A 21,106-nucleotide genomic window follows, 5' to 3' on the forward strand; every position below is an offset into this window, starting at 1 on the left:
GCGTACCGGCGGCCGCAGCCGCAATTAACACGTCGAAACGACCGTGTTACGTCGTGGAAACGCGGCGTCCGTAGATTCAATCATGTTGATCTCATCAACATTCTGACGAAAGCGTGCCAGTGCCCTTCCTCCCCCGCCGCCTCACCCTCCTGCAGAACGCGATCCTGCCCGACGGCTCCGTCGTCGACGTGACGATCGACGGCGAGACCGTGACCCGCATCGAGGCGGCGCGGACCGCGGGCGCGCCAGCCGACCCGGGCGCCGCCCTCGACCCCGGTGCCGCTCTGGATTCCGGTGCCGCCCTCGACCCCGGTGCCGTCCTGGACCTCAGCGGCCACGTTCTCCTCACCGCGCCCGCCGAGCCGCACGCCCACCTCGACAAGGCCCTCTCGTGGGAGGCCATCCGGCCCCCGATGGGCGACCTCGTCTCGGCTATCACAGCCTGGCGCGAGTACGCCCGCACGATGACCGTCGACGACATCGCCGACCGGGCCCGCGAGCAGCTGCTCCGCATGCTCGGCCAGGGAACGACCGCTGTCCGCACCCACGTCGACATCCTGCTGGGCGACCAGCCCCTCCGCGGCGCCCAGGCCCTGGTCCAGGTGCGGCAGGAACTCGCCGGCCTCGTCGACCTGGAGCTCGTCGCGCTGGCCGGCCCCGACGTGCCCGACGCCGCCGTCGAGGCCGCCCTCGACCTGGGCGTCGACCTCGTCGGCGGGTCGTCGCACCTGGCGCCCGACCCGAGCGCCGACCTGCAGCGGCTCCTCGCCATCGCCGCCCGGCGCGGGGTCGGCGTCGACCTGCACACCGACGAGTCGCTTGCCGGCGCGGTCACGCTGGGCGAGTTCGCCGAGACGGTCGTGGACTGGACCGTCAACGTCAGCGCCGGCCACTGCGTGCGGCTCGGAACTGTCGACGCCACCACCCGCGACGACCTCATCGCCCTGGTCAAGGCCGCCGACATCGGCATCATCGCCAACCCGATCACCAACCTCTACCTGCAGGGCTGGGAGCACCCGGTCTCCACCCCGCGCGGACTCACCGCGGTGCGCGAGCTGCTCGACGCCGGGGTGCGCCTCGGTGCCGGGGCCGACAACGTGCGCGACCCGTTCAACCCGCTCGGCCGCAGCGACGCCCTCGAGACCGCCATGCTGCTGGTCACGGCGGGCCACCTCACCATCGACGAGGCCTACGCGGCGGTCAGCGACGGGGCGCGGTCGGTGATGGGCCTGGCCCCGGCGGGTGCGGTCGTCGGCGGGCGCGCCGAGTTCCTGGCGGTCCGCGGTTCTTCGCTGGCCGACGTCACGGCCAACGCGCCCGCGGACCGGTACGTGATCCACGCCGGGCGGCTCGTCGCCCAGAGCCGCACCACCAGCGACATCGCAGCACCCCACCTCACGGAAAGCACGGTGACAGCATGACCACTCCTGACGCGAAGCGACACATGCCCTACCCCCTCGAAGAACTGATCGCCGAGCTGCGCGAGCTCCTCGGCGAGCGCGGCGTCTCCGTCGAGCTCGCGGCCCGCGAGAGGGCCTCCGTCGACGGCTCCCGTCTCTCCCCGGTCATCAGCGCCCAGCTGCCGCTCGGCCTCGCCGACGTCGTCGCCTACCCGACCTCGGCCGACGAGATCGCCGTCGTCGTCGGCGCGGCCTCGCGTCTCGGGGTGCCGATCACCCCGCGCGGCAAGGGCACCGGCAACTACGGCCAGGCCATCCCGTTCACCGGCGGGCTCGTGCTCGACGTGACGAAGGCGCGCGCGGTCGTGTCGGTCGGCGACGGCGAGCTCACGGCCGAGGCGGGCGCCACGATGGTGTCGCTCGAGCAGGCCGCGAACAAGGCCGGCCAGCAGATCCTGATGTACCCGTCGAGCGCGCAGTCGTCGCTCGGCGGCTTCCTCGCCGGTGGCTCCGGCGGCACCGGCTCGATCAAGCACGGCTCCAACCACCAGGGCTTCGTGAAGGCGCTCGACATCGTCCACGCCGACGGCACCGGCGAGATCGTGCACGTCGAGGGCGACGAGGCCCAGAAGTACGTCCACAACTACGGCACCGCCGGCATCATCGTGCGCGCCACCATCGCCCTCGAGCCCCTGCAGGACTGGCGCGGCTTCTTCGCCAGCTTCGACTCGTTCGAGCAGCTCCTGCCGCTGATCCGGGCGTTCGGCGAGCTCGACCCGCTTCCGCGCCTGACCTCGGGCGACCTGTCGACGCTGGCCGACGCCCTGCCCGACGACCCGGCCATCCCGGCCGGACGCGCGTCGCTCCGCGCGATCCTCGACGCGTCGACCGTCGACGCCGCCACGGCACTCGTTCAGGCGGCCGGCGGTCGCGTCGAGGACGTCCGCGAGGGCCCCCAGACCTCCATGAAGATCAGCATGATGTCGTACAACCACCCCATCGAGTGGCTGCAGAAGGCCTACCCCGACACGTACTTCCACGTCGAGGTGTCGGGCGATGCGCTGATCGACCGGATCGACGAGGTGCACGCCGTCTACCCCGGCGGCATGCTCCACATCGAGACGGCGCACGGCCGCCCGATCGGCATGCTCGCCGGCCGGTACTCGTCGCCCGAGGAGGTGTTCGCCGGCTTCGACCGGCTCGCCGAGCTCGGCGTGGGCTATCACAACCCGCACCAGTGGTTCGTCGACTTCGAGCCGACCCGCACCCGCGAGCTCGCCAGGACGACCGACCCGAACGGCCTGCTCAACCCGGGCAAGCTCGTCGACGCCACCCTGGTGACGGGGGCGAAGGTCTCGTGAGCCGCGATCTCGTCCACCTCTCCGGGCCGTCGCTCGCCACGACGCTGACCGAGTCGTCGGTGCTGGTGCTGCCCACCGGCGCGATCGAGCACCACGGCCCGCACCTGCCGCTCTCGACCGACTGGCTGATGGCCGACATGATCGGCCGCGGCGTGGTCGAGGCGGCGGCCCAGGCCGGCCAGGACGTCTGGCTGCTGCCTTCGCTCGCCTACACGAAGTCGGACGAGCACCACTGGGCCCCGGGCACGATGTGGCTGAACGCCGACACGCTGCTCCAGACGGTCGTCGACATCGGCCGCTCGATCGTCGCCACCAACGCGCGCACGCTCGTCTTCTACAACGGGCACGGCGGAAACATCGCCCTGCTCCAGGTGGCGCTGCGCGAGCTGCGTCGCCGCTTCGGCCTCCGCACCTTCCTGATGGGGTCGAACATGAAGGGCGGCGACGGGGTGGACGGGCCGGACGAGCACGGGTTCGGCGTCCACGGTGGTCACAGCGAGACGTCGATGATCCTGCACCTGCGACCCGACCTCGTCGACATGACGAAGGCAGAGCGCTGGATCCCCGAGCACATGCTCGACCTGGAGTACGTGAAGTTCAACGGCGGCCCCGTGCACTTCGGCTGGCTGTCGAACGACTTCGGCGAGGCCGGGGTGGTCGGCGACGCCTCGCAGGCGAACGCCGAGTGGGGCAAGGTGCTGTACGACACGGCGATCGAGGCGGGGGTCGCCTCATTGGCAGAGATCGCGCGCTTCGCGCACCCGGCGCTCGAGCCCGGCACGCTCTCGTGACGGACCCGGCCGCCACGGCATCAGCGCCGACTATCGTCGCGATCCCGGACGAGGCCTGGGCCCTGCTCGTCGACTGGCTGCCGAACGACGACCCCGATCGGCCGCAGATCACGCTGTCGACGTGGTGACGCCGACGCAGCTCACCTTCTGGTCGTCGAGCGACGACACGGCGTCGCGGCGCGTCGAGTTCGCCCTCGGCGCCGACGGCTGGGTGCGGCGGTACCTCGCCGGCTGAGCCGGATTGCGCCCGGGAGCCGTCAGGCCGAGCGACGCGGCGGCACCACGATCGGCACCAGGTGCTCGACATGGCAGAAGTCGCCTGGATTGAGAGTCGCCAACGACGCCCCCAGCTCGTACGCGGTCGCGGCGATCATCAGGTCGCGGGAGCGCGCCTTGCCGGGCGCGTGGGGGTGCGTGACCTCCATGAGCTCGGCGTGGAACGTGGCTGTCGCGTCGGTGTAGGGAAGCCACTGCATCCTCGCATTGGCGAGTCGAGCTAAGAGCGACCGGCGCTCCGCGTGCGCGACCGCCGAAGTGGCGACGGCCACACCGAACTCGAGTTCCGCCCGGACCACGGCCGACGAGACGGCCGCGTCGGACGGCAGAGCGATGTCGTCCCAGTCGATCAGCACCGAGGTGTCGAGCACGATCACCGGCCTGCCCTTTCGAACGGGTCGCGAAGGTCGTCTTCGTCGTCCGTGGAGTGAATGTCGGCCATCCAGGCGTCGGCCCCCTCGCGAGACAACGGCGGGCCCCCGAACGCCGCCATTCGAGCCCGCAGCACCTCCATCGGGATTCCGATTCTCTCGACCCGGTGCCCCGGCTGGTCGACGACGATGTCGCCGAGCGGCACGATCGCCGCGACAGGCCGTCCGTTCACGGTCACGATTCGCCCGAGGTTCTCGGCCTGCACCTCGGCAAGAACGCGAGAGGCGTTCTGCTTGAGCTCGCGGACCCCGACCGACGGCCGATCGCTCTGGAGTGGAATAGACATTTCACCACTGTAGCCCAGACGAAGAACAGGTGCTACGGCCGCAGCACCGCCGATCCCCCTGCCGCCAGCGCCTCCGCGAAGAGCCCGGCCCCAGCCGGCCCGTAGACCATGCTCTTCAGACACGTCGGCTCCGTCGCGGCGACAGTCCTCTCCATGGTGAACACGCTTGCATTCGCGTGTTTCCCCCGAGACTCCGGGCATTTCGGGCCGGTAAAACTCTCTAAAATGGGCGAATGGCCCCCACAGAGTCCCCCGTCGACCTCGTCGTCCGTGCTTCTCGAGTCCTCGTCGAGGGGGCGTTCCGGCCCGCCGCGGTGAGCGTCACCGGCGGGCTGATCACGGCGATCGACGACATCGACACCGTGCTGACGGCCCTGGAAGACCGCACGCTTCCCGAGGGGCAGGTGCTGATCCCCGGAATCGTCGACAGCCACGTGCACGTCAACGAGCCCGGCCGCACCGACTGGGAGGGCTTCGCGTCGGCCACGACGGCGGCGCTCCGCGGGGGCGTGACGACGATCGTCGACATGCCGCTGAACAGCATCCCGCCGACGACCACCGTCGAGGCGCTCGATCTGAAGCGCGCGGCCGCCGAGCCCCAGGCCCGCGTCGACGTCGGATTCTGGGGCGGCGCGATCCCGTCGTCGCTCGGCGCCCTCCGCCCGGTGCACGACGCCGGGGCCTTCGGCTTCAAGGCGTTCCTGTCGCCGTCGGGCGTGGACGAGTTCCCGCACCTGTCGACCGAGCAGCTGCACGCCGCGATGGCTGAGATCGCCGCGTTCGACGGCCTCCTGATCGTGCACGCCGAAGACCCGGACACCCTCGAGCACTCCCCCGCCCCCGAGGGCGCGTCGTACTCCGCGTTCGTCCGGTCGCGGCCCGACTCGAGCGAGCAGTCGGCGATCGACCACGTGATCGACGCGGTCCGGCGCACGGGCGGCCGGGCGCACATCCTGCACCTGTCGTCGGCGGCCGCTCTGCCCGCCATCCGCGCGGCGAAGGCCGAGGGCCTGCGCCTCACCGTCGAGACCTGCCCCCACTACCTGTCGTTCGACGAGGAGCACATCCCCGACGGCGGCACCCAGTACAAGTGCTGCCCGCCGATCCGCGACGCCGCGAACCAGGACGCCCTGTGGGAGGCCCTCGTCGACGGCACCATCGACCTCGTCGCCAGCGACCACTCCCCCTCGACCGCGGCGCTGAAGTTCGCGGGCGACGGCGACTTCGACCTCGCCTGGGGCGGCATCTCGGGCCTGGAGCTCAGCTTCCGCGCCGTCTGGACCGGCGCCGCCGCCCGCGGGATCCCGCTCGAGTCGGTGGTCCGATGGATGTCGACCGCCACCTCCGACCTCGTCGGGCTCTCCGACCGCGGCCGCATCGCCGTCGGCACCCAGGCCGACCTCGTCGCCTTCGACCCCGACGCGGCCTTCACCGTCGATGCCACGCGCCTCGCTCACAAGAACCCCGTAAGCGCGTTCGACGGCAGCGAGCTGCGCGGCTCGGTCGAGACGGTGTGGCAGCGCGGCGTCGTGGACGCCGGCGGGCGGCTCGTGGTGCGGCCGGCGTAGCCGCCCTCCGGCAGCCGGGCGCGGCGCTACTCCAGCTCGCCGAGCTCGTCGTACAGCGCCGTGATGGCCGCGACACGGGTACGCCCAGCGCGAGAATCGGCACCGAGCACCGCGGCGGCGAGCAGGTTCGCGAGACTCATCGGCGCCGCGTACGAGTCGAAGGCCGAGATGCCGTCGACCGGGCAGGGCAGCACGACGGTGTCGGGCGTCACCGGCAGGCGCAACGCCGGGTCGGCGAGCACCACCAGCGGCACCCCGCGCGACTGCAGCGCCGCGACCACGGCGGCGAACCCCGCCGGACGCCGCCGGAACCCGACGAGCACGACGACGTCACGGGCGTCGAGCCCGGCGAGCTCCTCGCCCACCGACTGGCCCGGCGCCGGAGCGACGCGCACGCGGGGCCTCGCCTGAGCGAGCTGCTGCCGAAGGTGCAGGGCGACCGGGTAGCTGTTGCGGAAGCCGGCGACGACGACCTCGCGCGAGGCGGCGATCATGCCGGCGGCGGTCTCCAGGCGCCCGTCGGCGAGCCCGGCGACCATGCGCTCGAGGGCGGCCTGCTCGCTGCGGAGGTGCTCCGCCAGGTCGCCGGTGGGGCCGGTGGCGACGGGCACGCCCCGTCCGCGGAGGGCTCTGGCCTGGTCGCGGAGTTCCTGCGCGTCGGCATAGCCGAGGCTCCTGAAGAGGCGGGACACCGTCGCCTTCGAGACCCCGCTGCTGTCGGCGATCTCGGTGGCCGAGAACACGGCGAGGTCGGCCACGTGCTCGAGCATGAAGTCGGCGGCCACCCGCTCGCGGGCTGTCAGCTCGGCGTAGGCCTCGCGGATCCGGCCCTCGATGTCGTCAGAACCGGGCGCAGGAACTCGGGGCCCCTCCGTCATCACGCCGCGTACGTCGCCGCGTACGCCCTGACCGCCGCCTCGAACGCGTCGAGCGCCACGGCGACGTCCGCCTCGGTCACTGTCTCGTCGGGGTGATGGCTGATGCCGCCTCTGCCGTTGCGGATGAAGAGCATCGCCCAGTCGGTGAGGTCGGCCACCGCCATGGCGTCGTGCCCGGCCTTCGAGAAGAGCGCCATCGGGTCGGGCTCGCCGGTCGTCGCGGTGATCCCCGCGCGGATGACGTCTCGCAGGTGGGGCGCGGCCACGACGGCGGGGGCGCCGTGCGTCTGCTCGTCGGCGAAGGCCAGCCCGCGCCGGGTGCAGACCTCGGCCGCGACGTCCTGGATCTGCGCCCACACGGCGTCGCGCACGTCGTCGGTCTCGGCCCGGAGGTCGAGGCTGAACTCGACGCGGCCGGGGATCACGTTGACCCCGCCGGGGAACGCCTGCAGGCGGCCGACGGTGGCGATGGCGCCCGCCTCACGGGCCAGCTGCTCGACGGCGAGCACGACCTCGGAGGCGCCGGCGAGCGCATCGTGGCGGCGGTGGAACGGGACTCCCCCGGCATGGCCGGCCTCGCCCGTCATGGTGAGGGCGAAGCGGCGGGCGCCGGCGATCGACGAGACGACGGCCAGGGGCAGGTCGGCCTCTTCGAGGTAGGGGCCCTGCTCGATGTGCGCTTCGAGGTAGCCGACGACGTCATCCGAGCGGTACGCGGCGTCGGCGACCTTCGTCGGGTCGAGGCCGAACTCGACGAACGCCTCGCGAAGGGTGGTTCCGCTCTTGTCGGCGAGCGTCCACCACTGGTCGTCCCAGGTGCCGGCGACGGCGCGGGAGCCGAGCAGCGCGGTGCCGAATCGGGTGCCCTCCTCGTCGCCGAATGCGAGCACGTCGATCGCGAACGGGAGCGTCGCGTCGCTCTCGCGGAGGCGGTCCACGACGGCGATGGCGAGCATGACGCCGAGGATCCCGTCGAAGCGGCCGGCGTTCGGAACGGTGTCGAGGTGCGAGCCGAGGAGCAGCGTCGGCAGGCCCGGGGTGGCGCCCTCGAGGCGGCCGCGCTGGTTGCCGGCGGCGTCCATCCACGTGGTCATGCCGGCCTCCTGCATCCAGTGGCCGGCCTGCAGGTTGACGGCGGCGTGCTCGGGCGAGAGGTAGACGCGCTCGATGCCGGTGCGCGTCGACGACTGGTTGGCCAGCGCGTCGCAGCGGTTCAGGATCGTCTTCGCGTCGATCACACGGCACCCCCGTCGGCGTAGACGTCGTAGGCCGCCCCGACACCGCCGCCGGCCGTGATCGAGACGCCCCCGCGGCGCAGGACCGACTCCAGCGCGCTGAGCGTCGTGAGCACGGTGTCCTTCCGGGCGTTGTAGCCCATGGTGCCGACGCGCCACACCTTGCCGTGCAAGGGGCCGAACGAGGTGCCGATCTCGATGCCGAAGTCGTTCAGCATGGCCGCGCGGGCCGCGTCGCCGTCGATCCCGTCGGGGATCACGACCGCGGTGACGTTGTTCATGCGGTGCTCCAGGTCGCCGAACACCTCGAGGCCGAGCCCCTGGAGACCGGCGAGCATGGCCGAGCCGTGCAGCGCGTGGCGCGCCACGGCGTTGTCGATGCCCTCGTCGACGAGGAGGCGTGCGCACTCGCGAGCGCCGTAGAGCATCGAGGTGGCCTCGGTGTGGTGGTTGAGGCGCTGGGGGCCCCAGTAGTCGAAGATCATCGCGAGATCGAAGTAGTTCGAGCGGATCGGGTGGGCGCTCACGGCGTCGCCGTCGGTGCGGATGCCCGCCTCGATCGACTTGCGCGCAGTGATGACGTCGACGGCCTTCGCGGAGAACGTGACGGGGGCCGAGCCGGAGGGTCCGCCGAGGCACTTCTGCAGGCCGGCGGTCACCGCGTCGAGGCCGAGCTCGTCGGTGCGGAAGGTGTTGCCGGCGAGCGACGCCGTGACGTCGGTGTAGAACAGCACGCCGTGCTTCTCGCACAGCTCGCCGATGCCCTCCAGCGGCTGGGCGACGGTCGTCGACGTGTCGCCGTGCACGACGGCGAGCAGCTTCGGCTTCACCGTCTCGAGCGCCGCGGCGATGGCCGACAGCGGGAAGACCTCGCCCCACGGCACCTCGATGACGTGCACCTCGGCGCCGCAGCGCTCGGCGATCTCTCGCAGCAGGTGGCCGAAGCGGCCGAAGATCGGCACGAGCACCCGGTCGCCGGGCTCGATCAGCGACACGAGCGCCGCCTCGATGCCGGCGCGCGACGTGCCGTCGACGATCAGGGTCTGCTCGTTCCGCGTCTGGAAGACCTCGCGATAGAGGGCCTGCGTCTCGTCCATCGCGGACGTCATCCACGGGTCGTACTGGCCGACGAGCTGGGCCGACATGGCGCGCAGCACGCGCGGGTCGGCATTGATCGGGCCGGGGCCCATCAGGAGGCGGGCGGGCGGGTTGATCGACTGGAAGGGCTGTTTCACCAGGCCAGTCTACGGAACAACTGTTTCACGCGGGTAAACGTTTCGGCGAGCGAGCAGACGGGCGGGGTGCGAGATGGCCCTCGCCGGCGCCTCGCGGCGGGCAACGCGACGCCGAGGGCCATCTCGCCCGCCGGCACGCACGGGAACGCGGCGGGGCGGCGCCGTGGAGGGAGCGCCCGGGGCGTCAGGCCAGACCGGCGGCGAGAGCGACCAGCGCGAGGTCGGTACCGCGCGGGCCGACGAGGCACAGGCCGACGGGTCCGCCGGGCACGGTCATCAGGGGCGCGCTCACGGCGGGGTAGCCGCCGATGCCGGCGATGCAGGTGAGTCCGAGCGTCTGCGAGCGCAGCACGTCGAACTCGGCAGGCGTGGAGGACAACGACGGCGCCGCCGACGCGGCGCTCGGAAGCAGCAGGATCCGCCCGTCCAGCACCTGGTCGAGCTGCTCCCGCTGCTGCGCGAGGTCGGCGAGCGCGTCGGCCTCCTGAGAGGCTGTGACGCTGCGGCCGAAGTGGAAGCGCGACTCGACGTCGGGCGCGAGCGACCCCGGGTTCGCCGTGATCCAGTCGCCGTGCGACTTCCACGCCTCGGCGGCCTGCACGATGCGGAACAGCTCGTACAGGTGTGCGATGTCGCCGAGCTCGACCTCCTCGGGCTCCAGCCCGAGAGCCGGGAGCACGGCCCAGAACGCCTCGCGCACGTCGGGCGTGACCGACGAGAGCAGGCGCGGGTCGACGACGAAGCGCGGCTCCACGTCGCGCTGCAGCACGGCGGCTCCGGCCGAGACGCCGGTCAGCGTCGCGGCGGCGGCCCGCCCCAGAAGCCCGGCGTCGCGCGTCAGCCAGCCGACGGTGTCGAACGTCGGAGCGAGGGGCAGCACGTCGGTCTTGCGCACGGCGCCGTGCGAGGTCCGCAGACCCCACAGGCCCTGATACGACGCAGGAACCCGGATGCTCCCGCCTGTGTCGGTGCCGAGCCCGATGCTGGCGTGCCCGAGCGCCACCGCCGAGGCGGGCCCGCTCGTCGAGCCGCCCGAGATGGCGCCCGGCACCACGCCGTTCGGCGGAGTGCCGTACGCGGAGTTGCGGCCGGCGATGCTGTACGCGAACTCGTCGGTCTGGGCGATCCCGATGAGGGAGGCTCCGTCGTCGAGCAGCGCCTGGACGGCAGGAGAGTTGAACTGCTGATCGGCCTGGCCCTCGAGGTACGCGGGCACGCCGGCGCCGATGCGCACGCCCGCGACGGCGAACAGGTCTTTGACGGCGACTGTCTCGCCGAGCAGCGACCCCTCGTCGGCGCCGGCGACGAGGGGTGCGCCGACGACGCGCCAGATCCTGGTGTCGAAGATGGGAGAGGGGGCCTGCACGTGCGCCGTGGCGATGCGCCACGCGTGGTCGTGCCAGGAGCGGCGCCAGAGCTGGGTGACGACGCCGCGGCCTCCGGCGGCGGGTGCGTTGACCGACACCACGACGGCGTTCGAGGGGTCGACGACCCGGACGTGCAGCTCGACGATGCGGCGCAGCGGCACGGCCGACCGACGCGCACGGAACCCCGTGATGGCGTCATGGCCGCGCAGGAGTCCTCCGGCGTCGGCGCGGAGCGCGTCGGGGTCGTTCTCGAACGCGTCGGAGAGCGCCTCCTGGTCGTTGGCGGCGAGGGCCGTCTCGTACGCGTCGAAGGCCTCGAGCAGCCCGTCGGGGAGCTCGCCCTGCACGGTGGTCGGCTCAGTTGTGCGTGACGGCTCAGTTCTGCGTGACGGCTCAGTTGTCAAAATCACTCACCCGGATCCTGGCGTGGACGCCCTTGACCAGGTCGACGACCTGGGAGATGTTGAAGTCGGTCGCCGCCGACAGGTACGCGTAGGCGAGCGCCTCGTCCATTCCGAAGCGCGCCTTCAGGAGCGACAGGGCCGCGCGCACGCAGTTCTGCACCGCGACGTCGAGGTCGCCGTCCATTCCGGTCGGCACCAGGAACTCGGGAGTCTCGGCCAACGGACCGGCGATCTCGCCGAACGCGGCGATCGCGTCCGCCTTCTTCACCAGGTCGAGCCGGACCGTCACACGCAGGGACGCCTCCATGGCGGTGAGGGCCACCTCGCCGTCGCCCTGCGCGAAGTGCGGGTCGCCGACGTAGGCGAGGGCGCCGGGCACCTGGACGGGCAGGTGGAGCGACGTGCCCTCGACGAGGAGGTTGATGTCGATGTTGCCGCCGTGGGCGCCGGGCGGGACGGAGTGGGGGCGGGAAGTTCCTGCGACCGCTACGCCCATGATGCCGAGGAACGGCCGGAGCGGGAACCGGACCGTGTGCTCGGCGCCGGCCGTGCGGGGCATCGTGCCGAAGCCGTCGTCGGTCGCCCGCGCGAACACCGAGACGTTGAGGCCGCCGCGGGGGAGCTCGTCGGGCAGAGCGCCGCGGCCGTGGCGGTTCGAGATGACGCCGTACGGCACGCGGGGGGTGGCGGTGATCAGGGTCATCGTGAGGAGGTCGCCGGGCTCGGCACCCTCGACGGCGATCGGCCCGGTGACGACGTGCGGCCCGTCGACGGCGGGGTCGCGCCGGCCCGTCGACGCGGCGATCTCGACGGCGTCGGTCAGGACGTCGGAGGCGGGCACTCCGTGCTCGGCGAAGAAGCCGATGGGGTCGCGGCCCTGGTCTTCGAGGATTCCCTCGTGGCTCAGCGTGTCGATCGTCACCTCGGTGCCGGGCGCGACCGTCAGGACGGCCTCGTCGGCGCCGCAGGGCAGGCGGCCCCACAGCGTGTTGGCGGCGGAGGCGGGCAGGTAGGCCGAGGCGGGGATCGGGCCGGCGCCGGGCTGCAGGATCATGCTCCGACCCTAGCGGGCGGATGTTTCGTGCCTTCGTCCGCGAGCATCCGCTGGGGATTCCTGATGAGATCGCCGCGAGCGGGGCCCACCCCAGCTTCCTCATGGCGACACGTCCTTACCGTCGAGCGTGACTGCTCCCACGTCTTCGTCTCCCCGCGCTCTCCGCGCGCTCACCGGCTTCTCGGGCCTCGCCGTCGTCGCCGGCCTGCTCGTCGCCGTCCTGGCCGTCCCCGCCCTCGTCGTCGTGTCGAACACCGTCACGACCGGTGTGACGGCGTTCGACTCGCTGCCCGGCTACCTCGCGATCACCCCGCCCGCCCAGGCCACCAGCGTCTACGCGAAGGACGGCTCGAAAGAGGTCAAGATCGCGTCGTTCTACACGGAGAACCGCACCGACGTGACGGCCGACCAGATCTCGCAGAACGTCAAGGACGCCGCTGTCGCCGCGGAGGACCCGCGCTTCTACGACGAGGGAGCGATCGACCTCCAGGGCACGATCCGCGGCATCCTCGCGACCACGCTCGGCGGCGACGTGCAGGGCGGCTCGTCGATCACGCAGCAGTACGTGAAGAACGTGCTCGTCGAGCGCTGCGCGACCGAGAACACCGACGCCGCCAAGGCCGAGAAGTGCTACGAGGACGTCACCGCCGTGACCCCGCAGCGCAAGCTCCGCGAGATGCGCTACGCCATCACCGTCGAGAAGAAGTACTCGAAGTCGGAGATCCTCACCGGCTACCTCAACATCGTCGGCTTCGGCGGCAACATCTACGGCATCCAGGCCGCCGCCGAGTACTACTTCGGCGTCCCGGCGTCGGCCCTGAACGTCGCGCAGTCGGCGACGCTCGTCGCCATCCTGAACAACCCGTCGAACCTCCGCATCGACGAGCCGGCGAACGCCTCCAACGGGTCTGCCGACCACTACGCCCTGACGAAGGTGCGTCGCGACTACGTGCTCCAGCGCATGTACGTGCACGGCAGGATCACGAAGGCGGAGCTCACGGCGGCGAAGGCCAGCGTGATCGCGCCCCACATCACCGCATCGACCAACGGGTGCGCGGCGGCCGTGAAGTACGACGCCGGCTACTTCTGCGACTACGTCACGAACGTCATCAAGAACGACACCGCCTTCGGCTCCACCGCGGACGCCCGCCTGCAGAGCCTCAACGAGGGCGGCCTGAAGATCTACACGACCCTCAACCTGGCCCAGCAGCGCACCGCGCAGGCCTCGCTCAGCGCCTACATGCCGACGACGGTCTCCGGGCTGAACGTCGGGGCCTCGAACGTCTCGGTCGAGCCCGGCTCGGGCCGGATCCTGACGATGGTGCAGAACACCGACTACACGCAGAGCGACCAGGCGGCGGCGGGCTCCACTGCGGTCAACTACAACACCGACCAGGCGTACGGCGGCTCCACGGGCTTCCAGACCGGCTCGTCGTTCAAGGCGTTCACGCTGGCCGCCTGGCTCGAGGCCGGGCACACGCTGTCGGACTACGTCACGACAGGGACCCACGACTTCTCGTTCGCGCAGTTCACCGCGAGCTGCACGAATCTCGGCGCCGGAACGTGGCCCGTGGCGAACGCCGAGAGCGTCCCGTCGTCGATGTCGGTCCTGACCGCGACGCAGGAGTCCATCAACACGGCCTACGCCGACATGGGCACGCAGCTCGACCTCTGCGACATCATCGACGCCGCCAAGGCCATGGACGTCCACACGGCGACCACCGGCGGCTCGCTCAGCGTCGTCCCGTCGGCGATCCTCGGCACCAACACGATCGCGCCTCTGACGATGGCCGTCGCCTACGCCGGCATCGCCAACGGCGGCGTGGTCTGCACGCCCGTCGCCATCGACAGCATCACCGGCCCGGACGGCGCGATCGCGGCGACTCCGACGACCTGCACGCAGGGCATGTCCTCCGACGTCGCCGCCGGCGTCTCGTACGCCCTGCAGACCGTCTTGAAGGCGGGCGGCACCGGCTCGCTCGCGAACCCGGGCGACGGCGTCGACATGCTGGCCAAGACCGGCACGAACGACAACGCCGAGCAGAACTGGCTGGTCACGTCGACGACGAAGGTCGCGACCGCCACCTGGGTCGGCAACGTCTCGGGTTCGGCCGGCTTCTACGACACGTACATCAACGGCGTCTACGGCTACAACCTGAAGTTCCTGATCGCGAAGCCGATCCTGCAGTCGCTCGACGCCGAGTACGGCGGAGACACCCTCACGGCCCCGCCGGCGTCCGAGCTCGGCACGACGTCGAGCTCGAGCGACAGCGCCGGCTCCGGCTCCGGCTCCGGCTCCGGCTCCGGCTCCGGCTCCGGCCAAACAGGCGCGATTTCGGGTGGGACAGGCGGCGCTCAGGGCTGATTCCGTGACGTTTTGCGGTGTGTGCACGTCTGATCGTCAGCGGCACACCGACCGCCTCCTGACACACGGCTAGAAAGACGAGCAGAATTCGCTCATGAAACTCCCCGGCTCCTCGCGGCACGACTCCGACACGACTCCCACCCCGACCTTCCACGCCGACGACACCGTCAGCCGAGGCATGAAAATCGCCGGCGCGTGGGGATGGCGAATTCTCGTCCTGATCGCCTGCCTGGCCGTCGGGGGGCTCCTGATCTCCGAGCTCAAGGAGATCGTGGTGCCGTTCCTGATCGCGCTCCTGATCTCGGCGCTGCTGCAGCCGCTGGTCAAGCTCCTCGAGACGCACCGCTGGCCCAAGTGGCTGGCCATCGTGGTGACGCTGCTGGCGGCGATCGTCGTGTTCGGCGGCCTGATCCTGCTCGTGGTGCTCCAGGTGCGCGCCGGTCTGCCGGCGCTCGAGAAGGAATCCGTCTCGCGCTTCAACGTCGTGAAGGACTTCCTCGCCGGGCCGCCCTTCAACCTCACCAGCAAGGATTACAACTCGGTCATCGACAGCGCCACCAGCGCCATCCAGGACAGCTCGAAGAGCCTGCTCTCGGGCGTCGCCGCGTTCGGCCTGGGCGCCGGCCACTTCGTCGCCGACGGCCTGCTGACCATCTTCGCCACCATCTTCATGCTGATCGACGGCGACGGCGTGTGGCGCTGGGTCACCCGCCTCTTCCCGCGTCGCGCGCGTGCCGCGGTCGACGGTGCCGGCCACTCCGGCTGGATCACCCTCACCACGTTCGTCCGCGTGCAGATCTTCGTGGCTGCGGTCGACGGCCTCGGCGTCGGGCTGTTCGCGTTCTTCCTCGGCCTGCCCCTAGCCGTGCCGATCGGCGTGCTGGTCTTCCTCGCCTCCTTCATCCCGGTCGTCGGAGCCATCGTCTCGGGCGCCTTCGCCGTGGTGATCGCCCTCCTCTTCATCGGCCCGCTCCAGGCGCTCATCATGCTCGGCGGCGTGATCCTCGTGCACCTCCTCGAGGCGCACGTTCTGCAGCCGCTGGTCATGGGCAACGCCGTCAAGGTGCACCCGCTGGCCGTCGTGTTCGCCGTGGCCGGAGGCTCGTACGTCGCCGGCATCCCCGGCGCCCTGTTCGCCGTGCCGACCATCGCCGTCATCAACGTCATGGTCACCTACGTCGCGCGCGGCAAGTGGCGAGACGGCGTCTCGTCCCAGCGAGACGAGGAGGACGCCGCCGACGAGGTGGTGCCGCAGACCGAGGGCACTCCGGCGAAGAACGCCGGGGCATAGACCGCGGGGCGCAGGAACGGCGACCCCACCACCGCCGCAGGCCCCGCCCCGTCGACGCCTACTGCTCGCGCGCCCGCCGTGCCGCACGACGCCGCTCGCGCCACGAAGGCCGTGGCGCCGCCGCGACGGCCTCCGACGCGGCTGCGGCTTCGGCGCGGCGGCGGCTCCGGCGTTCCTGCCACCGTCGCACTTCGGCGTCGGGCTCCCGCAGCGGCGTGACCACCGGCGGCCCGCCCGTCAGCTGGCGGCGGGCCTCGACGATCCGGGCGTTGAAGTCGGCGATCGTCGCGCGCACCGACGCCTCGGTGCCCATCGTGTCGAGGAGCCCGTCGAGCTGCTCGTTCTCGGTGCGGAGCGACAGCGCCGGGGGCGCCACGCCCGAGAGGCCCTCGCGCTCGATCTTGGCCTTGATCCACCAGTCGGGATCGTGGGTCGACGAGAGGCCGGGGAGCGGCTTGCCGGCGAGCGGCGAGTTGTCGAACTCGCCGGCGTCGATGGCACGGTCGAGAGCGGTCTTCGCGATCGAGCGGAGCTCGTCGGCGGTCGGGGCGCGGCGCTGCTCGGGGGTGTCGCGTTCCAGACGGTAGCGGGCCGCCGCGAGCGAGGGGTCGCGCTTCGCGGTCTCGCGCACGACCTCGTCTCGGCGCACCGGAGTGGGGCGCCGGGTGGGCGGAGTCTGCTGGTCGTCGGCCATCCCCTTCACGCTACGCCGCGTCGGGCGTCCGCACCTCAGGCGAACAGCACCGGCTGCGCTGCGGGCACGGCCTTCTCGAGCCCGAGCAGGTACTCCTTGCGCTCGATCCCGCCGCCGAACCCGGTCATCGCCCCGTTGGCGCCGATCACGCGGTGGCACGGGACGACGATGCTCAGCGGGTTGCGCCCGTTGGCGAGGCCCACCGCCCGCACGGCCCTCGGGTTGCCGAGGCGCTCGGCGATCCGCCCGTACGTCCAGGTCTGGCCGTACGGGATCTGCCGCAGCTGGTGCCAGACGGCGAGCTGGAAGTCGGTGCCGACCGGGGCCGTCGGCATGTCGAACTCGCGTCGATCGCCGTCGAAGTACTCGCCGAGCTGCTCGGTCGCGGCCGCGAAGACGCCGTCGCCGGCCCCCACCCGATCGCCGTAGGTCTCGACGGAGGGGGCGTGGCGGTGGTCGACCATGTAGAGGGCCCGGAGGGCGTCGTCGGTCGCGATCAGCGTGAGGGCTCCGATAGGGGAGTCGATCTCGGTCCAGGTGGTGGTCATGCGAGCTTCTCCGAGGGGTCGAGGACGACGTCGTGCGTCGGGATGGAGTTGACGGCGTGCGGGCTGAGGGCCCAGAGGTACTGCACGACGTAGGCCCGCCAGGGGGACCACGCGCGCGAGGCGGCCTCGAGGGCGGGGCCGGTCGACGGGAGGCCGAGTTCCTGCGCCGCCTTCTTCACCCCGAGGTCGCTCCCGACGAACGCGTCGGGGTCGCCCAGGGCGCGCATCGCGATGGTCTCGATGGTCCAGGGGCCGATGCCGGGGAGGGCCGCGAGCGAGGCTCGGGCCTCGGCCCAGTCGGCTCCGGCGTCGAGGCGGACGGCGCCGGAGGCCAGCGCTGTGGCCATTCCGCGGAACGTGCGCTTGCGCGACTCCGGCATGCCCAGGGCGCCCTCGAGATCGGTCGAGGAGACGAGCGCCTCGGCGGTCGGGAACAGGTGCGTGAGTCCGCCGTCCGGGTCGTCGATCGGCTCGCCGAACCGCGCGACGAGGCGCTGCGCGTGGGTGCGGGCCGCGGCGGTCGAGACCTGCTGGCCCAGCACGGCACGGAGCGCCATCGCCTCGGGATCGAGGTAGCGCGGCACCCGGCGGCCGGGCGCGAGCTCGACGAGCGGGCGGAGGTGCTCGTCGGCGGCGAGCGCGGCCATCACCGCCTCGGGATCGGCGTCGAGGTCGAGCAGGCGGCGCACGCGGCTGACCGCCGCCGACAGATCGCGGACGTCGCTGAGTCGCAGGGTCACGGGGAAGGCCGTGCCCACGGGCCGCCGGATCGACACGATGCCCCAGCCGCGCGGGAGGCGGAGGGTGGAGCGGTAGGCGCCGTCTCGGAACTCCTCGACGCCGGGCACGCCGGTCGCCACGAGGTGGCCGATGAGGTTCGACGGGTCGAGCGGCTGACGGAACGACAGGCGCAGCGACACGACGCCCGAGCGCGGTGCGGAGGCTTCCTGACCCGCGCTGGCGCGGAGCTCGCTCGGGGTCGACGCGTAGGTGGCGCGCACGACGTCGTTGAAGGCCCGGATCGACGAGAACCCCGCGGCGAAGGCGATGTCGCTCATCGGCAGGTCGGTCGACTCGAGGAGGGTCCGGGCCGACTGCGCACGCTGCGCCTGGGCGAGGGCGAGCGGGCCGGCGCCGAGCTCGTCGAGCAGCAGCCGCTCCACCTGCCTGACGCTGTAGCCCAGGGTCGATGCGAGCGCAGGAACTCCCTGCCGGTCGATGAGTCCGTCCGCGATCAGCCGCATCGCCCTCGCCACCGTGTCGGAGCGCACGTTCCACTCGGGCGAGCCCGGCACCGCGTCCGGCCGGCAGCGCTTGCAGGCGCGGAACCCGGCCGCCTGCGCCGAGGCCGCAGACGGGTGGAAGACCATGTTCTCGTCTTTGGGCGTGCGCGCCGGGCAGCTCGGCCGGCAGTAGATGCCGGTGCTCAGGACCGCCGTGTAGAAGAAGCCGTCGAAGCGCGCGTCGCGGCTGCGGACTGCTCCGCGTCGGGCCGCGTCGTCGAGAGCTGCGTGCTGCGGGTTCATGCCTCCATCGTCGCACCCGGAGCCGGGGACGACTAGCGAGAATGCGACACGGCTGTACCAAGGCAGCGAGTGCCTCCGGCACGCGTCGCACACCGTGACGCGGCCGTCCGCCGGTGGACTCGATCGCGGGCCGAGACTAGCCTCGCGAACGACGAAGGAGTCCGATGACCGACAGCACCGCCCCGGCCCACGGGAGCGACCCCGCCCGCACGAAGACCCTCGAGTGGCACGACCCGGCCATCACGGCCGAGGCCGCCAAGACCATGACCGGCCTCGACTTCCTGCTCGCGATCATCAGCGGCGAGCTGCCCCCGCCGCCGATCCTGTCGGGGTTCAATGCGACGCTGGCCGCGGCCGACGAGGGCTCGGTGGAGTTCCGCTGCGCGCCCGACGAATCGCACTACAACCCGATCGGAACCGTCCACGGCGGCTACGTGTGCACGATGCTCGACTCAGCCCTCGGCTGCGCCGCCCAGTCGACGCTTCCGGCCGGCACCGGCTACACCTCGCTCGAGATCAAGGTGAGCTACCTGCGTCCGCTGTTCGCCGACTCAGGCCAGGTGACGGTCACCGCCCGCGTCACGAAGCCGGGCACCCGCGCCGCCTTCGCCGAGGGCGAGGTGCGCGACTCCGACGGCAAGCTGATCGCCACCGCCACCGGCACCCTGCTGGTCTTCAGCGTGTAGATTTTCGTATAGACGACATCTATACGAAAAGCGAGAACCGCGTGACGCCTCCGAATGCCGCACTGCTGATCCGGCGTGCCCGCGAAGACATCGGCCAGTCGCAATCCGAGCTGGCCGCCTCCGCGGGCATCCAGCAGCCCACGATCTCGGCCTACGAATCGGGCTCGAAACGGCCCCGCCCGGAGACGCTCGCGAAGATCCTGCGCGCGGCCCGTCTCCGCCCGAGCGTCGCGCTCCACGTCCTCGCCGACGACGTCCGGTCCGCTGCTGCCGCCCACGGGCTCGCCGACGTCCGCGTCTTCGGCTCTGTGCTCGACGGCACCGACACCGAAGACAGCGACATAGACCTGCTGGTCCGCACGACGGCGGCGACCACCCTCTTCGACCTGGGCGCGTTCGGGGCCGCGGTCGAGAGCCTCACGGGGTTCCACGCCGACGTCCTGACGGACTCGCAGGCCGAGGCGACCTTCCTGCGGCACGTGCGAGAGCGCGCCGAGCGGCTGTGAGCGACTCGTTCACCCCGCGACCCCGTGTTCCCCGCGACGGTCCCGGGGTCGACCGCTGGCCCGCGATCGAGGCCGCCCTGCGCGGCCTCCTGGGCGAGTGCGAGGCGATCGTCGCGCGCGGCCGCGACGAGTTCGACGCCGTGCACAGCCTGACGTTCCGGGCCTCTGAGGCCGTGATCATCCACTTCCACGACCTGGTCGGCAGCCGCATGCCGAGGGAGCGGCTCGACCGGCTTCCCGTCGGGCTGCCGCTCAGCGCGATCGCCGCGACGCGCAACGTCCTGGCGCACAACTACCGCGCTGCCGACACGGCCATCGTCTGGGCGGTCATGGTGCGCGACCTCCCCGACGCGATCCGCGCCCTCGTCGATGAAGCCGAGCCGTCTGCCAAGATCGACGGATGACCGCACGACCCCGCCTGCTCCTCGTCGACGTCAGCGACCGCGAGAGGGCCGATCCGGTCTACGGCGCCACCCTCCGCGAGCTCACCGCGAGCATTGCGAGTGCAGGAACGCGGGCCGGCTTCGCCGTGCACCGCGTCGCCGCCGACTCCGCCGATCTGGCCGCCGAGCTCGACGTCGCCGACGCGGTCCTCCTCACCGGGGGTGAAGACGTCGACCCGGCCCTGTACGGAGGCCCGGCCGACTATCCCGGTCGCGACGAGGTGTTCGCCGACGCCGACCGCGCGCAGACGGCGCTGGTGCGCGACGCCGTCGCGGCCGGGACCCCGGTCGTCGGCATCTGCCGCGGCATGCAGGTCGTCAACGTCGCCCTCGGCGGCGACCTCGTGCAGCACCTGCACGACGGCGGCCACGTCGCCTCAGGGCCGGCCGACGCGCCCATGCTCTCGCACGCCGTCGCCATCGAGCCCACCAGCGACCTGGCCCGGATCGTCGGCGCCACGGCGCTCCAGGTGCAGAGCTCGCACCATCAGGCGGTCGCCACTCCCGGCACCGGCCTGCGGGTGGTCGCCCGCGCGCCCGACGGCACGGCGGAGGCCGTCGAGCACGAGTCGGCGCCGGTGTGGGCGGTGCAGTGGCATCCCGAAGACGCGGGCTCGACCGGGAGCGTGCTCGACGACCTCCTGGCGGCGGCACTTCGGGCTGTGCGCCGCTAGGAGTTCCTGCGCCCTCAGAAATTCAAGGAGATTCTCGGTCGCGGCGACGGGCGCATGCCGATCGGGGCGGCGCCGGAGCGAGAATC

General features: G+C 71.8%; 21 protein-coding genes. 11 read left to right on the top strand and 10 right to left on the bottom strand.

The window, feature by feature from the left end; all coding sequences use genetic code 11:
- Positions 1 to 119 precede the first annotated feature (119 nt).
- The 4 genes from AC07TY_RS16350 to AC07TY_RS16365 are packed head-to-tail and all read left to right on the top strand — an operon-like array spanning position 120 to position 3,680.
- Entirely contained in the window at positions 120 to 1,421 is a 1,302-nt protein-coding gene (locus AC07TY_RS16350) for an amidohydrolase family protein (RefSeq protein ID WP_494786013.1), read from the top strand.
- On the top strand, positions 1,418 to 2,761 hold the full coding sequence (locus AC07TY_RS16355) for an FAD-binding oxidoreductase (protein WP_494786014.1): 1,344 nt from the start codon (positions 1,418 to 1,420) through the stop codon (positions 2,759 to 2,761). The genes AC07TY_RS16350 and AC07TY_RS16355 overlap by 4 nt, the downstream gene beginning before the upstream one ends.
- Positions 2,758 to 3,552 (top strand): creatininase family protein, encoded by a 795-nt coding sequence (locus tag AC07TY_RS16360; RefSeq protein ID WP_494786015.1) that lies wholly within the window; start codon positions 2,758 to 2,760, stop codon positions 3,550 to 3,552. The genes AC07TY_RS16355 and AC07TY_RS16360 overlap by 4 nt, the downstream gene beginning before the upstream one ends.
- Positions 3,549 to 3,680 carry a hypothetical protein gene (locus AC07TY_RS16365; RefSeq protein ID WP_488625090.1) on the top strand — a complete coding sequence of 44 codons (132 nt, stop codon included), beginning with the start codon at positions 3,549 to 3,551 and terminating at the stop codon, positions 3,678 to 3,680. The genes AC07TY_RS16360 and AC07TY_RS16365 overlap by 4 nt, the downstream gene beginning before the upstream one ends.
- A 129-nt stretch (positions 3,681 to 3,809) precedes the next feature.
- On the opposite strand, the gene AC07TY_RS16370 is transcribed toward AC07TY_RS16365, so the two are convergent.
- Both AC07TY_RS16370 and AC07TY_RS16375 read right to left on the bottom strand, forming a co-directional pair.
- Positions 3,810 to 4,205 (bottom strand): PIN domain-containing protein, encoded by a 396-nt coding sequence (locus AC07TY_RS16370; RefSeq protein ID WP_494786016.1) that lies wholly within the window; start codon positions 4,203 to 4,205, stop codon positions 3,810 to 3,812.
- The gene (locus AC07TY_RS16375; RefSeq protein ID WP_494786017.1) at positions 4,202 to 4,546 is read right to left on the bottom strand and encodes a type II toxin-antitoxin system Phd/YefM family antitoxin; all 345 of its coding nucleotides are present in this window, start codon (positions 4,544 to 4,546) and stop codon (positions 4,202 to 4,204) included. The genes AC07TY_RS16370 and AC07TY_RS16375 overlap by 4 nt, the downstream gene beginning before the upstream one ends.
- Before the next feature lie 233 nt (positions 4,547 to 4,779).
- Here AC07TY_RS16375 and allB point away from each other — a divergent pair, with 233 nt between their 5' ends.
- Positions 4,780 to 6,114, top strand: coding sequence for an allantoinase AllB (gene allB / locus AC07TY_RS16380; protein WP_494786018.1), 1,335 nt, complete (start codon positions 4,780 to 4,782; stop codon positions 6,112 to 6,114).
- Between the two features lie 26 nt (positions 6,115 to 6,140).
- On the opposite strand, the gene AC07TY_RS16385 is transcribed toward allB, so the two are convergent.
- The 5 genes from AC07TY_RS16385 to AC07TY_RS16405 form a co-directional block, all read right to left on the bottom strand.
- Complete coding sequence (locus AC07TY_RS16385; RefSeq protein WP_494786019.1) at positions 6,141 to 6,992, bottom strand: MurR/RpiR family transcriptional regulator; 852 nt, start codon at positions 6,990 to 6,992, stop codon at positions 6,141 to 6,143.
- The gene (locus AC07TY_RS16390; protein ID WP_494786020.1) at positions 6,992 to 8,230 is read right to left on the bottom strand and encodes an allantoate amidohydrolase; all 1,239 of its coding nucleotides are present in this window, start codon (positions 8,228 to 8,230) and stop codon (positions 6,992 to 6,994) included. The genes AC07TY_RS16385 and AC07TY_RS16390 overlap by 1 nt, the downstream gene beginning before the upstream one ends.
- On the bottom strand, positions 8,227 to 9,462 hold the full coding sequence (locus AC07TY_RS16395; protein WP_494786021.1) for a pyridoxal-phosphate-dependent aminotransferase family protein: 1,236 nt from the start codon (positions 9,460 to 9,462) through the stop codon (positions 8,227 to 8,229). The genes AC07TY_RS16390 and AC07TY_RS16395 overlap by 4 nt, the downstream gene beginning before the upstream one ends.
- A 184-nt stretch (positions 9,463 to 9,646) precedes the next feature.
- Positions 9,647 to 11,176, bottom strand: a complete 1,530-nt coding sequence (locus tag AC07TY_RS16400) for an AtzH-like domain-containing protein (protein WP_494786022.1) — start codon at positions 11,174 to 11,176, stop codon at positions 9,647 to 9,649.
- A gap of 46 nt (positions 11,177 to 11,222) precedes the next feature.
- Entirely contained in the window at positions 11,223 to 12,287 is a 1,065-nt protein-coding gene (locus AC07TY_RS16405) for an acetamidase/formamidase family protein (RefSeq protein ID WP_494786023.1), read from the bottom strand.
- 127 nt (positions 12,288 to 12,414) lie between these two features.
- Between AC07TY_RS16405 and AC07TY_RS16410 the strand changes: the two genes are divergently transcribed.
- On the top strand, positions 12,415 to 14,652 hold the full coding sequence (locus AC07TY_RS16410; RefSeq protein WP_494786024.1) for a transglycosylase domain-containing protein: 2,238 nt from the start codon (positions 12,415 to 12,417) through the stop codon (positions 14,650 to 14,652).
- 94 nt (positions 14,653 to 14,746) lie between these two features.
- A complete protein-coding gene (locus AC07TY_RS16415) occupies positions 14,747 to 15,943 on the top strand; it encodes an AI-2E family transporter (RefSeq protein WP_494786025.1) in 1,197 nt (398 codons plus the stop codon).
- A 58-nt stretch (positions 15,944 to 16,001) separates the two neighbouring features.
- On the opposite strand, the gene AC07TY_RS16420 is transcribed toward AC07TY_RS16415, so the two are convergent.
- The 3 genes from AC07TY_RS16420 to AC07TY_RS16430 are packed head-to-tail and all read right to left on the bottom strand — an operon-like array spanning position 16,002 to position 18,711.
- Positions 16,002 to 16,637, bottom strand: a complete 636-nt coding sequence (locus AC07TY_RS16420) for a DnaJ family domain-containing protein (RefSeq protein ID WP_494786026.1) — start codon at positions 16,635 to 16,637, stop codon at positions 16,002 to 16,004.
- 35 nt (positions 16,638 to 16,672) lie between these two features.
- Positions 16,673 to 17,185 carry a methylated-DNA--[protein]-cysteine S-methyltransferase gene (locus AC07TY_RS16425; RefSeq protein WP_494786027.1) on the bottom strand — a complete coding sequence of 171 codons (513 nt, stop codon included), beginning with the start codon at positions 17,183 to 17,185 and terminating at the stop codon, positions 16,673 to 16,675.
- Entirely contained in the window at positions 17,182 to 18,711 is a 1,530-nt protein-coding gene (locus AC07TY_RS16430) for an AlkA N-terminal domain-containing protein (RefSeq protein WP_494786028.1), read from the bottom strand. Before AC07TY_RS16430 ends, AC07TY_RS16425 begins: the two co-directional genes overlap by 4 nt.
- Positions 18,712 to 18,875: 164 nt before the next feature.
- Here AC07TY_RS16430 and AC07TY_RS16435 point away from each other — a divergent pair, with 164 nt between their 5' ends.
- The 4 genes from AC07TY_RS16435 to AC07TY_RS16450 are packed head-to-tail and all read left to right on the top strand — an operon-like array spanning position 18,876 to position 21,020.
- A complete protein-coding gene (locus tag AC07TY_RS16435; protein ID WP_494786029.1) occupies positions 18,876 to 19,397 on the top strand; it encodes a PaaI family thioesterase in 522 nt (173 codons plus the stop codon).
- 41 nt (positions 19,398 to 19,438) lie between these two features.
- Positions 19,439 to 19,903: a helix-turn-helix domain-containing protein gene (locus tag AC07TY_RS16440; protein ID WP_123505856.1), complete on the top strand. Its 465-nt coding sequence runs from the start codon at positions 19,439 to 19,441 to the stop codon at positions 19,901 to 19,903.
- The gene (locus tag AC07TY_RS16445; RefSeq protein ID WP_494786030.1) at positions 19,900 to 20,307 is read left to right on the top strand and encodes a HepT-like ribonuclease domain-containing protein; all 408 of its coding nucleotides are present in this window, start codon (positions 19,900 to 19,902) and stop codon (positions 20,305 to 20,307) included. The genes AC07TY_RS16440 and AC07TY_RS16445 overlap by 4 nt, the downstream gene beginning before the upstream one ends.
- On the top strand, positions 20,304 to 21,020 hold the full coding sequence (locus AC07TY_RS16450; RefSeq protein ID WP_494786031.1) for a gamma-glutamyl-gamma-aminobutyrate hydrolase family protein: 717 nt from the start codon (positions 20,304 to 20,306) through the stop codon (positions 21,018 to 21,020). Before AC07TY_RS16445 ends, AC07TY_RS16450 begins: the two co-directional genes overlap by 4 nt.
- The last annotated feature ends 86 nt before the right edge of the window (positions 21,021 to 21,106 follow it).

Source organism: Frondihabitans sp. GW821-FHT04F02, assembly GCF_059420045.1.